Source organism: Cupriavidus sp. 05N40 (assembly GCF_056397305.1).
In genome coordinates this window covers 1-13058 of record NZ_JBFTND010000060.1, presented here as the reverse complement: position 1 = coordinate 13058, position 13058 = coordinate 1, and the positions used below count along the sequence as shown (strand labels likewise).

13 protein-coding genes are annotated in these 13058 nt (G+C 68.1%); 7 read left to right on the top strand and 6 right to left on the bottom strand.

Going from position 1 to position 13058, the window contains the following annotated elements; all coding sequences use genetic code 11:
- Positions 1–70: 70 nt before the first annotated feature.
- Positions 71–1501: a two-component system sensor histidine kinase CreC gene (gene creC, locus AC1DO7_RS16085; protein ID WP_441650128.1), complete on the bottom strand. Its 1431-nt coding sequence runs from the start codon at positions 1499–1501 to the stop codon at positions 71–73.
- A gap of 37 nt (positions 1502–1538) precedes the next feature.
- Positions 1539–2246 carry a two-component system response regulator CreB gene (gene creB / locus AC1DO7_RS16080; protein WP_441650127.1) on the bottom strand — a complete coding sequence of 236 codons (708 nt, stop codon included), beginning with the start codon at positions 2244–2246 and terminating at the stop codon, positions 1539–1541.
- 336 nt (positions 2247–2582) lie between these two features.
- On the opposite strand from creB, the gene metX reads away from it, so the two are divergent.
- Together metX and metW are read left to right on the top strand one after the other, a co-directional pair.
- Complete coding sequence (metX, locus tag AC1DO7_RS16075) at positions 2583–3755, top strand: homoserine O-succinyltransferase MetX (protein WP_441617487.1); 1173 nt, start codon at positions 2583–2585, stop codon at positions 3753–3755.
- Positions 3752–4363, top strand: a complete 612-nt coding sequence (gene metW / locus AC1DO7_RS16070; RefSeq protein WP_477116313.1) for a methionine biosynthesis protein MetW — start codon at positions 3752–3754, stop codon at positions 4361–4363. Before metX ends, metW begins: the two co-directional genes overlap by 4 nt.
- 40 nt (positions 4364–4403) lie before the next feature.
- On the opposite strand, the gene AC1DO7_RS16065 is transcribed toward metW, so the two are convergent.
- Positions 4404–5327 carry a LysR family transcriptional regulator gene (locus tag AC1DO7_RS16065; RefSeq protein WP_441617491.1) on the bottom strand — a complete coding sequence of 308 codons (924 nt, stop codon included), beginning with the start codon at positions 5325–5327 and terminating at the stop codon, positions 4404–4406.
- A gap of 207 nt (positions 5328–5534) precedes the next feature.
- Here AC1DO7_RS16065 and AC1DO7_RS16060 point away from each other — a divergent pair, with 207 nt between their 5' ends.
- A complete protein-coding gene (locus tag AC1DO7_RS16060) occupies positions 5535–6383 on the top strand; it encodes a DMT family transporter (protein ID WP_477116322.1) in 849 nt (282 codons plus the stop codon).
- A 125-nt stretch (positions 6384–6508) separates the two neighbouring features.
- Entirely contained in the window at positions 6509–7342 is an 834-nt protein-coding gene (locus AC1DO7_RS16055; RefSeq protein ID WP_441650126.1) for an acyl-CoA thioesterase, read from the top strand.
- 19 nt (positions 7343–7361) lie between these two features.
- On the opposite strand, the gene AC1DO7_RS16050 is transcribed toward AC1DO7_RS16055, so the two are convergent.
- Complete coding sequence (locus tag AC1DO7_RS16050; RefSeq protein ID WP_441617495.1) at positions 7362–8621, bottom strand: muropeptide transporter; 1260 nt, start codon at positions 8619–8621, stop codon at positions 7362–7364.
- Positions 8622–8806: 185 nt separating this feature from the next.
- Here AC1DO7_RS16050 and AC1DO7_RS16045 point away from each other — a divergent pair, with 185 nt between their 5' ends.
- On the top strand, positions 8807–9742 hold the full coding sequence (locus AC1DO7_RS16045; RefSeq protein ID WP_441650135.1) for a M48 family metallopeptidase: 936 nt from the start codon (positions 8807–8809) through the stop codon (positions 9740–9742).
- 142 nt (positions 9743–9884) lie between these two features.
- A complete protein-coding gene (locus tag AC1DO7_RS16040; RefSeq protein ID WP_441617497.1) occupies positions 9885–10358 on the top strand; it encodes an excinuclease ATPase in 474 nt (157 codons plus the stop codon).
- A 76-nt stretch (positions 10359–10434) separates the two neighbouring features.
- Here AC1DO7_RS16040 and argC read toward each other — a convergent pair whose 3' ends face one another.
- Both argC and AC1DO7_RS16030 read right to left on the bottom strand, forming a co-directional pair.
- A complete protein-coding gene (argC, locus tag AC1DO7_RS16035; RefSeq protein WP_441617499.1) occupies positions 10435–11382 on the bottom strand; it encodes an N-acetyl-gamma-glutamyl-phosphate reductase in 948 nt (315 codons plus the stop codon).
- Positions 11383–11469: 87 nt separating this feature from the next.
- Positions 11470–12246 (bottom strand): exodeoxyribonuclease III, encoded by a 777-nt coding sequence (locus AC1DO7_RS16030; RefSeq protein WP_441617501.1) that lies wholly within the window; start codon positions 12244–12246, stop codon positions 11470–11472.
- Between the two features lie 30 nt (positions 12247–12276).
- Between AC1DO7_RS16030 and pyrE the strand changes: the two genes are divergently transcribed.
- Positions 12277–12966, top strand: coding sequence for an orotate phosphoribosyltransferase (gene pyrE / locus AC1DO7_RS16025; protein WP_441650125.1), 690 nt, complete (start codon positions 12277–12279; stop codon positions 12964–12966).
- Positions 12967–13058: the final 92 nt, after the last annotated feature.

The following is a 13058-nucleotide window of genomic DNA, read 5'->3' as shown; positions in this document are numbered from 1 at the left end:
AGGTGCCGAGGAAGCCTGTGTGAAGCGAGTGTGTGGCGAATGTGGCGGTGCCGCGGGCGCGCCCGCCGTGCTATGCCGCCGGCAAGGTCAGCGTGGCACAGGCCCCGCCTTGCGCGCGGTTGGCCAGTGCGATCCCGCCGTGGTGCAGCGTGGCGATCTCGCGCACGAAGCACAGGCCCAGCCCGGTGCTCTTGTCCTGCCCGCCGGGGCGCGGCAGCGAGTAGAACCGCTCGAACAGGCGCGGCAGCGCATAGTCCGGGATGCCCGGGCCCTGGTCGGCCACGTGCACGGCGACGGTGTCGCCGGTCTGCTCCACCGACACGGCCACGGTGCTCTGCGCGGGGGCGAAGTCGAGTGCGTTCTCCAGCAGGTTGGCCAGTGCCTGGTGCAGCAGGAACGGATCGCCCTCCACGACCGCATCGGACTGTGCGGGCAGCAGGTGCAGCGACAGTTCGCGCTGGCGCGCGCGTGGCTCCAGCTCCAGCAGCAGTTGCCCGATCAGCGGCAGCAGCGCCACGCGCTCGCGCGTCTCCAGGCGCTGGCATTGTTCCAGCGCGGCCAGCGCCAGCAGTTTGCGGATCATCTGCTCGAGGCGCTGGGCCTGGCGGCGGATATTGGCGACGAAGCGGCCGCGGTCCGCCGCGCTCATGTCCTCCTGCAACAATTCGGCCGCGCCGCTGATGGCCGCCAGCGGGCTCTTCATCTCGTGCGTGAGGGTGTGGATGTAGTGCTCGACGTACTGCTTGTCCTCCAGCCGCAGGCGCATGCTTTCCACCGAGCGGCCGAGCTCGGCCAGCTCGCTGGCGCCGCGCAGCGGCATCTCGGCGCGCTCGCCCGCGGCCACCGAACGCGCGTATCGCTGCAGGCGGCGCAGGCCGTGCACCAGCCACAGCGTGCARGCCAGGCCGATGACGAAGGCGCCGCCCATCAGCAACAGGCCGTTGAGCAGGATCTTGCGCTGGCTGCGCTCGATGAACGGCGCCATGGTGACGTTCGGCTTGGCCACCGTCAGCACGCCGATGATCTTGTCGCCGTCGCGGATCGGCGCGGCCACGTGCATGACCGTGCTGGCGTCGTCGTCCGGGTTGGCGCGCGTGCTGCGCGCACCGTATTCGCCGCGCAAGGTGCGGTAGACATCGTTCCAGCGCGAGTAGTCCGCGCCCACGGCGGCATCGCCGGAATCGAAACGCACGATGCCGCCGGCGTCCGTGATGTAGATGCGATAGCCCACCGCGTCCTTGTGCATGCCCCACACGTTGGCGTCGACCTTGTCCTCGCGCAGGCGCGCCATGCGCCGAGCGAAGGCCCCGTCGGCGATGTGGCCGCTCTTCATGTCGTCGGCGGCCAGCACTGCGAGCACGTGCGCGGTGTCGACCAGCGTGTCCTCCATGGCCTGCCGCACGCCCGGCTTGACCTCCTGCACGAACACGCGCAGCGTGAGAAAGGCCGCCAGCCCGACGATCAGGAAGAAGCCGAAGAAGATGCGAAGGCCGATATGCATGCGTGGCGGTCAGTGCAGGGTGAACGGGGGGAGGCGCTCAGCCTTCGAGCGAATAGCCCATGCCGCGATGTGTGCGGATCGGGTCGCAGCCGGAGTCGAGCGCGCGCAGCTTGGCGCGCACGGTCTTGACGTGGGTGTCGACGGTGCGGTCGCTGGTGTCGGCGGCGTCGTGCCAGACCAGCTCCATGAGCTGCGCGCGCGAATAGATGCGGCCCGGGTGTCCGAGCATCAGTGCCAGCAGCCGGTATTCGTAACGCGTCAGGTCCAGCCACTGGCCGCGCCAGGCCAGGCGCGCGCCGTCGGCGTCGAGCGTGAAGCCATCGGGCCGGGCGTTGGCGGGCGGCAGTGGCGCGACGGGTTGCGCCGACAAGCGCGTGCCGGCGCGGCGCAGGATCACCCGCACCCGTGCGGCCAGCTCGCGCGGCGAGAAGGGCTTCACCACGTAGTCGTCGGCGCCGATCTCCAGGCCGACGATGCGGTCGATTTCCTCGTTGCGCGCGGTCAGGAAGATCACCGGCACGTCGGAGAAGGTGCGCAGCGTGCGGCAGACCTCGAAGCCGTTGATGTCCGGCAGGCCCACGTCCAGGATCACCAGGTCGGGCACCTGCGCGCGCAGCCGCTCCAGCGCGGCGCCGCCGAGCGCGCAGTGGGCGACCGTCATGCCGTCGGTGGACAGCGCATAGAGGATGGTGTCCGCGATCGCGGCTTCGTCTTCGATGACCAGGATACTGGGCGGGTTCGTCARGGCAAGGCTCGTTGGCAGTAGGGGCAGGCAGCGGTGCGGCCGGTTTGCTCTATAATAAGCGGGTCGCGCCGATTTGATGACTGGCTTGCGGGCGCGCGGCAGCCTCGGGCTCCATTGCACATGCGTGCGGGAGCGTCGCGGCGGCCAATATAAATGCGGCTAAAGAGGTTGGGTCGGTACCCTGCCACGCAAGGCACCGACGCGCGGGAAACAAGACCCGCGCAAAACCCGATTGGCTGCGCCGCCGTTCATGCAAAGAGCAATTCAAGCTGCATGCAACGGCCACGCAAATGCCGGTCGGGTTTTTTTATGCCCGTTCGCTGACGGGCCGATTCCATGACAGACGTAGCTACGCCTCCTGCCACGCTGGCCTTGCCCGCCGATTCGGTCGGCATCGTCACGCCGCAGCGCATGCATTTCCCCGAGCCGCTGAAGCTGCGCAACGGCACCTCGATCACCGACTACGACCTGATGGTCGAGACCTACGGCACGCTCAACGCAGCCCGCTCCAACGCCGTGCTGGTGTGCCACGCGCTCAATGCCTCGCACCACGTGGCGGGCGTGTACGCGCACGATCCGCGCGACGTGGGCTGGTGGGACAATATGGTCGGCCCGGGCAAGCCGCTCGACACCAACCGCTTCTTCGTCATCGGCGTCAACAACCTCGGCTCGTGCTTCGGCTCGACCGGGCCGATGAGCCCGAACCCCGCCACCGGCAATCCCTACGGCGCGATGTTCCCGGTGGTGACGGTGGAAGACTGGGTCAACGCGCAGGCGCGCGTGGCCGACCAGTTCGGCATCGCGCAGTTCGCCGCGGTGATGGGCGGCAGCCTGGGCGGCATGCAGGCGCTGGCCTGGAGCCTGATGTATCCGGAGCGGCTGCGCCACTGCATCGTGGTGGCCTCCACGCCCAAGCTGTCGGCGCAGAACATCGCCTTCAACGAGGTGGCGCGCAGCGCCATCCTGTCGGACCCCGACTTCCACGGCGGCAACTACTACGCGCACAACGTCAAGCCCAAGCGCGGCCTGCGCGTGGCGCGCATGATCGGCCATATCACCTACCTGTCCGACGAGGACATGGCCGAGAAATTCGGCCGCGAGCTCAAGACCGACGACATCCGCTTCTCGTTCGACGTCGAGTTCCAGGTGGAGAGCTACCTGCGCTACCAGGGCGACAAGTTCGCCGAGTATTTCGATGCCAATACCTACTTGCTGATCACGCGCGCGCTGGACTACTTCGATCCGGCGCTGGCGTTCGGCGGGGACCTGAAGCGCGCGGTGGCGCAGACGCAGGCCAGCTTCCTGGTGGCCAGCTTCACCACCGACTGGCGCTTCGCGCCCAACCGCAGCCGCGAGCTGGTCAAGGCGCTGCTCGACAACAAGCGCCCGGTCAGCTACGCCGAGATCGACGCGCCGCATGGCCACGACGCCTTCCTGCTGGACGACCCGCGCTATCACGACCTGATGCGCGCCTACTACGAACGCATCGCCGAGGAGATTGGCGCATGAATGCCGCTGCCAACCCCAATATCCTGGCGCTGCGCCCGGACTTCCGCGCCATCGCGCGCTGGATCGAGCCCAATTCCACCGTGCTCGACCTGGGCTGCGGCGACGGCAGCCTGCTGCGCGTGCTGCAGGACGAGCTGGACGTGCAGGCCTACGGCATCGAGATCCAGGACCAGGGCGTGCTGGCCTGCGCGCAGAAGGGCGTGCACGTGATCCAGCAGAACCTGGAAGGCGGGCTGGCGCTGTTCGAGGACAAGAGCTTCGATACGGTGATCCTGTCGCAGACGCTGCAGACCATCCACAACACGGCGCAGGTCCTGCGCGAGACGCTGCGGGTGGGGCGCGAATGCATCGTGTCCTTCCCCAACTTCGGCTACTGGCCGCACCGCCTGYCGGTGTTCCGCGGCCGCATGCCGGTGTCGGAGGCGCTGCCCTACCAGTGGTACAACACGCCCAACGTGCGCGTGCTGACCATCAGCGACTTCGAGGCGCTGGCGCCCAAGGTCGGGCTGCGCATCGTGGACCGCGTGGTGATGCACGAGGGCGTGACCGTGAACTGGGGCGGGAACTGGCGCGGCAGCCTGGCGGTGTACCGCGTTTGCGCGACCTGATCGCGACCTGATCGCGACCTGAGCGCCAACTGAGCGCAGGCTAGCCGCTCGCGCCGTCTCCCGCGCCGGCCTGCGCCACCAGGTGGTCGACGAAGGCGCGGACCTTGGGCGCCAGGTGGCGCGTCGGCGTATAGACCGCGTAGGCGGTGCCCACATAGGGTTCCAGGATCTCCCAGCCGTCCAGCACGGCCGCCAGCCTGCCGGAGGCCAGTGCCGCCGCGGCGGAGAAATCGGGCACCAGTCCGATGCCGCCGCCGGCCTCGGCCATGGCCACGATCGCCATGCTGTTGTTGAGCGTGACCCGTGGCGGGATCCGCAGCGACACGGCCTGGCCGTCGTCCTTGCGCCGCAGGCTCCAGCGCTCGCCGAAGGCGCCGTAGCCGAGGTAGATGCAGCGGTGCGTGGCCAGCGCGGCCGGCTCCTGCGGCGTGCCGTGCCGCGCCAGCCAGCCGGGTGCGGCCACCAGCCGGTAGCGCACCGGGCGCAGCGGCCGGGCCGCCAGGCCCGGCGCCAGTTCGCGCGCGATGCGGATGGCGACGTCGACGCCTTCCTCCACCAGGTCCACCAGCCGGTCGGCCAGCGTGAGCTGCAGGTCCAGCTGCGGGTAGCGGTCCAGCAAGGCCGGCAGCAGGGGCGCCAGCCACGCCTGGCCGAACACCACCGGCGCCGTCACGCGCAGCAGCCCTTGCGGCGCGGCGCCGTAGGCTCCGGCCAGCGTGTCGACTTCCTGCGCCGCCGCCACCATGCGCGCGCAGGCGGCATGCACGGCCTGGCCCAGTTCGGTGAGCGCGAAGGCGCGGGTGGTCCGCTGCAGCAGGCTGCCGCCGATGGCCGCCTCCAGCCGCGTGACATGGCGGCTCACCGCCGACGGCGTCATGCCCAGCTGGCGCGCGGCGGCGGAGAAGCTGCCGCATTCCACCACCCGGGCAAACACGGCCATGGCATTGAGTTGCGCGACGGGCATGGATGACCTCCTGCATTTGTGACGGCAGGTCAAATAGTAATTGCATTGCTGATGGATTGTTGACCTGTGTGCATGGTGAAACAATGCATCCATGCAAAGCACAATCCGCAGGAGAACGACATGAGCAGCAATCAATCCACTGCCGCCGCCGGGGCGCATGGCGCGGCGCCTGCCGCCGGCTCCGGGCAGCGTGGCGGCGCCTGGCGCATGGTGGCGGCCATGGCGCTCTCGGGGACCATCGGCTGGTTCGTGGTCACCAGCGGGCAGCCGCCGGTGGACGTGGTGTTTTTCCGCTGCCTGTTCGGCGGCGCCGCGCTGCTCGGCACGCTGGCGCTGCGGCGCGGCTGGCAGCCCATGCGCCGCGCCGAATGGGGCTGGCTGGCGCTGGGTGGCGTCACGCTGATCCTCAACTGGCTGTGCCTGTTCTCGGCCTATGCCTATAGCGGCATCTCGGTTTCCACCGTGGYCTATCACACCCAGYCGTTCTTCCTGCTGCTGCTGGCGGCGCTGTTCCAGCGCGAAGCCATCGCGCCCGGGCGGCTGGCCTGGCTGGTGCTGGCCTTCGGCGGCGTGATGCTGATCACCGGCATCGAGCATGGCGGCGCCGGCCGCGGCATGCTGGCCGGCGTCGGGCTGGCGATGCTGGCGGCCCTGCTGTACGCCATCACCACCATGGCCACGCGCCGCCTGAAGGGGATTCCTGCCGGGCAGATCGCCGGGCTGCAGATGGTGCTGGGCGTGCTCATGCTGTCGCCGCTGGCGCATCCGGCGGTGGCCAGCTTCGATGGCCGTACCTGGGGCGCGCTGCTGGCGCTGGGCCTGGTGCATACCGGCGTGATGTACACGCTGCTCTACGGCGCTTTCCAGCGGCTCAATGTGCTGTCGATCGCCACGCTGTCGTTCGTCTATCCGCTGGTGGCCATCGTGATCGACGTGCTGGTGTTCGGCGTGGTGCTCACGGCGCTGCAACTGGCGGGCATGGCGATGATCCTGCTGGCGGTGGTAGGCAACCAGCTTGGCTGGGCGCCCTGGCAGCGCAGGCGGGCAGGGGACTGACGGCAAACACGCCGGTTCAGCGGACCAGGGCGGTTTTGGCGTATTATCGAACGGTCGTACTTTTTTGTAGACCGATCATCCGGTCCCGATTGCAGAACCACAAGACGCCGAGACGCCGAGACATCATGACCGCCACGCAAGTCGCCAGCCTGCCCGTCCATTCCTTCGACCACGCGATCGCGCTGGAGCCGGCGGGCGGCAACCTCTTCCACGGCCGCACCACGCCCGCATACTGGAACATGATCGGCCCGTTCGGCGGCATCACGGCGGCCACCCTGCTGCAGGCCGTGCTCCAGCATCCGGCCCGGCTCGGCGATCCGTCCGCGCTGACCGTCAACTTCGCCGGCCCGATCGTGGAAGGACCGTTCGTGATCGAAGCGCGTCCGGTGCGCACCAACCGCAATACGCAGCACTGGTCGATCGAACTGCGCCAGGGTGACGAGGTGGCCACTACCGCCACGGCCTTTTTTGCGGTGCGCCGCGAGACCTGGGACTGCACCGAGGCGGCGTTCCCGCAGGTGCCGGCCGCCGACGCCGTGCCATCCATGGCGGGCTTCGCCCCGGTGCGCTGGCTCAAGGCCTACGATCTGCGTCCGGTGCGCGGCGCCAGGCCCGATGCCGAGCCTGGCACCGAGAATCCCGACAGCCTGACCCAGTTCTGGCTGCGCGACGCGCCGGCGCGCACGCCGGACTTTGCCGCCATGGCGGCGTGGTGCGACACCTTCTACCCGCGCATCTTCCTCAAGCGCGCCGGCTTCGTGCCGGCCGGCACGGTGTCATTGACCACGTACTTCCATGCCGATGCCGCCACCCTGGCCGGCCTGGGCGACAGCCATGTGCTGGGCAGTGCGCAGGCGCAGGTGTTCCGCCAGGGCTTCTTCGACCAGAGCGCCCAGATCTGGAGCCCGCGCGGCGAGCTGCTGGCCACCTCGCACCAGATCGTCTACTACAAGCAGTAAGGAGGCCGCGGCCGCCGGCTCAGGCGGTCACGGCGCGCGCGCTGGCCTCGTAGCGGTGCACGGTGTTGCGCATCGCCCAGAGCAGCGCCACGCCCGGCAGCGCCACCACCACGGTGCTGAGGTAGAACGCCGGCCAGCCGAAGGCCTCCACCAGGTAGCCCGAGCTGGGGCCCACGTAGACGCGCCCGACCGAGGCCAGCGCCGACAGCAGCGCGTACTGGGTGGCGGAAAAGGAGCGGTTGCACAGCGTCATCAGCAGCGCCACGAAGGCGGCCGTGCCCATGCCGCCGCACAGGTTCTCCACGAAGATGGTGGCGCCCATGCTCCACAGGTGCGGCGGCGTCACCGCCAGCAGCCAGTAGCCGAGGTTGGACACGGCCTGCAGCACGCCGAACAGCAGCAGCGAGCGGTACAGGCCAAGGCGCACCATCAGCGTGCCGCCAAACAGCGCGCCGACGATGGTGGCGGCCAGTCCCAGCGTTTTGTTGACCAGGCCCACTTCGCCGGCCGAGAAGCCCACGCCGCGGATCAGGAAGGTGGTGGAAAGGCTGCCGGCAAAGGCATCGCCAAGCTTGTACAGCACGATCAGCAGCAGCAGCCACCACGCGCCCGGACGCGAGAAGAAGTCGCGCAGCGGCCCCAGCACCGCCTCCTCCATCGAGCGCGGCGTGCGTGCCGGCGACTCGGCCTCGGGCGCCCACCACAGCGAAAAGATACCGATGCCCATCAGGCCGGCCATCAGGATGTACATCTGCTGCCAGCCCATCACGCGGTCGGCCAGCCACAGCGCCAGGCCGCCCGACACCAGCATCGCCAGCCGGTAGCCCAGCACCTTGACCGCCGCGCCGACGCCGCGCTCGGGCGCGCGCAGCACGTCGGTGCTGTAGGCGTCGAAAACGATGTCCTGCGAGGCCGACAGGAAGGCCACCAGCGTGGCCAGTGCGGCCAGCGTCCACAACGCCTCGCGCGGCGGGCAGAAGGCCATCCCGGCGATGCCCAGCACCAGCGCGAGCTGCGTGACCAGCAGCCAGCCGCGGCGCCGGCCAAGCAGCGGTGGCGTGTAGCGGTCCATCAGCGGAGCCCACAGGAACTTGAAGATATAGGCCTGGCCCACCAGCGAAAAGAAGCCGATGGTCTTGATGTCGAGGCCTTCCACCGTCATCCAGGCCTGCAAGGTGCCGGAAGTGAGCGCCAGCGGCAGGCCGGAAGCAAAGCCCAGCGTCAGCATGGCGCCGATGCGGCGGTTGCGGAAAATGTCGAGATAGTCTTGGAAGGTCATGAATCAGTGGGCATCAGGCCGGGCGAGGCGCCGTGTATTATTGCATTACCGTTGCRGCCGGCCCCGGTGGATGTCCGGCCCTTTTCCAGTCCAAATCGTTCCGCGTGCCGCCGACCGCTTCCGGGGAATCTTCCATGTCCGATTGCCAGCGTTGTCAGAACCGCCACCGGCGGGCCGGGATGGCGATGCCGCGGCGGTTCGCCGCACTGGCCCTGGCCGCCTCGGCCGCGTTCGGCATGACGGCGGGCCTGGCGCAGGAGGCCGGGCCCGACGACGGCATCCGCGTGCAGCGCGGCGGCGCCTCGGTGCGGCAGATCGTCCCGGTCGAGGTGATCGAGCAGCAGGCCTCGCAGGAGTACGAGCAGCTCAAGGAAGAGGCGCAGTCCAAGCGCACGCTGATGCCGGACAGCAATCCGCAGCTGATCCGCCTGCGCGCCCTCGCCAAGCGGATCCTGCCGCAGACGCCACGCTGGAACGAGCGTGCGCGGCAGTGGAAGTGGGAGGTCAACCTGATCACCTCGAAGCAGGTCAATGCCTTCTGCATGCCGGGCGGCAAGATCGCTTTCTACACCGGCCTGCTCGAGCAGCTCAAGCTGACCGACGACGAGGTCGCCATGGTGATGGGGCACGAGATCGCCCACGCCCTGCAGGAGCATGCGCGCGAGCGCGCCGCCAAGTCCGAGATCACCAATCTCGGCGCCAATGTCATCTCGCAGCTGTTCGGCTTCGGCAACCTGGGCAATATGGCCATCGGCGCCAGCGCGCAGCTGCTCACGCTGCGCTTCTCGCGCTCCGACGAGACCGAGGCGGACCTGGTCGGCATGGATATCGCCGCGCGCGCCGGCTTCGACCCGCGCGCCGCGATCTCGCTGTGGCAGAAGATGGGCATGGTGTCGCAGGTCGCGGCGCAGCCCGGCTCCGAGTTCCTCTCCACCCATCCCTCCGGCCGGACCCGTATCGCCGAGCTCGAGAAACACATGCCCGAGGTGTTGCCGCTGTACGCGCGCGCCATCGAGTCCAATATGGCCAGGCTGCCGGCTTACCGCGCCAATATGGCCAACCTGGGCGACGCGCCGGTCGACAGCGGCGACGACGACCGCCAGGCGCCACTAAAAAAGTAAAGACGGCCAGGGCCTCCGCCTTGCGGCGTATCGCATACGATGAAAGGCAGGCGTGGCTGGCGTGGTCCGGGCCGCCCGCCGGGTGCCATGGCGCGCAGCGCCGATGGCATTTCCCGTTGCGTCGCTGAGCAAGGAGCGGAACATGAAACGATGGGTGCGGTTCAGCCTGATGGCCGGTGCCCTGCTGGCCGGAGCCAACGCGCAGGCCGGCGACCAGTTGCTCAACCAGCCGATCGACAAGGCGCTGGCGTCGGCCGATGCCAAGGCGCGCGTCGATCCGTCGATCAAGCTCCAGTTTGGCCTCAACCGGCCGGCCGATGTCCAGGGCGGGCAGTCGTTCAAGACCGTCAAGCGCATCCGCCGGCCCATTGACACTAGCAGCGCCACCGGCGGCCCGCCGCCGCCGGGCGACGAGGAACTGTGCGCGACCACCTTCGTGCAGGCGGTGCAGGAGCTGCAGCAGCGCGCGATGAAGGAGGGGGGCAACGCGGTGATCGATATCCGCAGCAACTGGAAGAACGACGAGACCGCCAGCGACAGCACCTATGTCTGCGCCAAGGGCGGCGTCTTTATCGGCGTCGCGCTCAAGGGCGTGGTGGTCCGCACGGGCAGCTGAGCCCGGCTGCGGCCGCCCACGAAAAAAGCCGGCGGCTGCCGGCTTTTTTCGTTTGCCGCGAGCGGCAGGGCGAGGATCAGGCGCTGAGCCCGGTTGCCTCGTCCGCGCCCACGTGCACGTTCATGCATTGCACGGCGGCGCCGGCGGCGCCCTTGCCCAGGTTATCCAGGCGCGCCATCAGCACGATGCGCTCGGCCGAGCCGAACACGAACAGGTCCACGCGGTTGGTATCGTTGCTGGCCTGCACGTCGAAGAAGCCGCCGTCGAGATTGGCCTCATCGCCCACCGGCATCACGCGCACGAACTGCTCGCCTTCATAGTGCTTGCGATAGATGTCGGCGATCTGCTCCGGCGTGACCTTGCGCGCCAGGCGGTCCGGGTACACCGGCACCGTCACCGCCAGGCCCTTGAGGAAGTTGCCGACGATCGGGTTGAAGATCGGTGCCTGCGCCAGGCCGGTCTGCACGCGCATTTCCGGCAGGTGCTTGTGCGCCAGGCCCAGGCCGTAGGGACGCGGGCTGTTCAGCTTCGGGTTACCGCCGGCTTCGAACTCGGCAATCATCTGCTTGCCGCCGCCGCTGTAGCCGGTCAGCGAGAAAGCCGAGACCGGATAGTCGGCCTGCATCACGCCGGCTTCCACCAGCGGGCGCACGGCCAGCACGAAGGCACTGGCATGGCAGCCCGGCACGGCGATGCGCTTGCTCGCGCGGATCTTCTCGCGCTGGCCGCGCGTCAGTTCCGGCAGGCCGTAGGCCCAGCTGTCGGTGGTGCGGAAGGCCGTGCTGGCGTCGATCACGCAGGTGTCCGGGTTGGTCACCAGAGACACGGCTTCGCGCGAGGCCACGTCGGGCAGGCACAGGAAAGCGACGTCGGCGGCATTCAGGAATCGTGCTCGTTCGGCCGGATCCTTGCGCTTGTCGTCGGCGATACGCAGCAGTTCCACGTCGGAACGGCCGGAGAGATAGTCGAGCAACCGGAGGCCGGTGGTGCCTTCCTGACCATCTACGAACACTTTGAAAACCATGGCGGACTCACTCGGAAATACGAAGGTTCCCGTGCCGGAATCGGACGGGAGCCTGCATTGTAACTAGGTTGGAACAGGTTCGGGCCGCTACAGCGGGAAGTCGTAGTCGATCGACAGCGGCGCGTGGTCGCTGAACTTCTCGTCCTTGTAGATCGAGGTGGCGTGCGCCGTCCCGGCTATCTTCGCGGTCGCCAGGTGGTAGTCGATGCGCCAGCCGACGTTCTTCGCGTAGGCCTGGCCGCGGTTGCTCCACCAGGTGTACTGCTCGGGGCGCGGGTCCAGCTTGCGGAATACGTCCACATAGCCGTGCACATCGAACAATTCGCCGATCCAGCTGCGCTCTTCCGGCAGGAAGCCCGAGTTCTTCAGGTTGCCCTTCCAGTTCTTGATGTCGATTTCCTTGTGCGCGATGTTGACGTCGCCGCACAGCACGATCTCGCGTCCGCTGGCCTTGAGTTGCAGCAGGTGGGGCAGGAAGGCTTCCATGAAGCGGAACTTGGCGAGCTGGCGCTCTTCGCCGCTGGAGCCGGACGGCACGTAGACGGAAATCACGGCCAGGTGCGGATACTGCACCTCGACGTAACGGCCCTCGCTGTCGAACTCGGCGCAGCCGAAGCCGGTGATCACGCGCTCGGGCTTGTGGCGGGTGTAGAGGCCGACGCCGCTATATCCTTTCTTCTCCGCGTAGTGGAAATAACCGTGGTAGCCGTGYGGCGCGAGGAACGCTTCGGTCATGTCGGCGGCCTGGGCCTTGAGCTCCTGGACGCAGACCATGTCGGCGTCCTGCTTGGCCATCCAYTCGAAAAAGCCYTTCTTGGCCGCGGAGCGGATGCCGTTGAGGTTGGCGCTGATAATCCGTAACATCTCGGGAAATTTTGAAATCAGAGAGAAAAGATGACGCAGCAGACSACGCCGCAGCCCGGCGCTGGTGACCTCAGCCAGACTTTCATCCGCTTCGCGCTGGACGCCGGCGTGCTGTCCTTTGGTGAATTCGTGACCAAGGCCGGCCGCAAGTCGCCGTACTTCTTCAACGCGGGCCTGTTCAACCAGGGTGCAATGCTGGGCCAGGTGGCGCAATTCTATGCGAAAACCCTGCTGGCCTCGGGTCTGGACTTCGACGTCCTGTTCGGACCGGCCTACAAGGGCATCACCCTGGCCTCGGCCACCGCGGTGGCGCTGTCCGGCCTCGGACGTGACGTGGGCTTCGCCTACAACCGCAAGGAGGCCAAGGACCACGGCGAAGGCGGCACGCTGGTCGGCGCCAAGCTCAAGGGCAAGGTGGTGATCGTCGACGACGTGATCTCCGCCGGCACCTCGGTGCGCGAATCGATGCAGATGATCCGCGCCGCCGGTGCCGAGCCTGCCGCCGTGCTGATCGCGCTCGACCGCATGGAAAAGAGCGGCACGGCCGAGCAGGTCGGCACCCATTCCGCGGTGCAGGATGTACAGCGCGAATATGGCGTGCCGGTCATCTCCATCGCCAGCCTGAAGGACCTGCTCGCCTACCTGGACGCTTCCCAGGATCCCGCTCTGGGCGGCTCGCGCGAGGCGGTTGCTGCCTATCGCCAGCGCTACGGCGTATAGTCTGGTTTCTGTCGCCCGGGGCATTGCAAGGTTTTGTCGCCATGCAGCAGGCCACGGGAACCGCGCGGAAAAATCGCCGGTCTGATTGATCT

Excerpts from the sequence above, each read along its gene's own strand:
- AC1DO7_RS16040 (WP_441617497.1), top strand. The coding sequence starts at position 9,885 with ATGAAACGATGGGTGCGGTTCAGCCTGATGGCCGGTGCCCTGCTGGCC.
- AC1DO7_RS16065 (WP_441617491.1), bottom strand. The coding sequence starts at position 5,327 with ATGCCCGTCGCGCAACTCAATGCCATGGCCGTGTTTGCCCGGGTGGTG.
- metX (WP_441617487.1), top strand. The coding sequence starts at position 2,583 with ATGACAGACGTAGCTACGCCTCCTGCCACGCTGGCCTTGCCCGCCGAT.
- AC1DO7_RS16050 (WP_441617495.1), bottom strand. The coding sequence starts at position 8,621 with ATGACCTTCCAAGACTATCTCGACATTTTCCGCAACCGCCGCATCGGC.
- argC (WP_441617499.1), bottom strand. The coding sequence starts at position 11,382 with ATGGTTTTCAAAGTGTTCGTAGATGGTCAGGAAGGCACCACCGGCCTC.
- AC1DO7_RS16045 (WP_441650135.1), top strand. The coding sequence starts at position 8,807 with ATGCCGCGGCGGTTCGCCGCACTGGCCCTGGCCGCCTCGGCCGCGTTC.
- AC1DO7_RS16055 (WP_441650126.1), top strand. The coding sequence starts at position 6,509 with ATGACCGCCACGCAAGTCGCCAGCCTGCCCGTCCATTCCTTCGACCAC.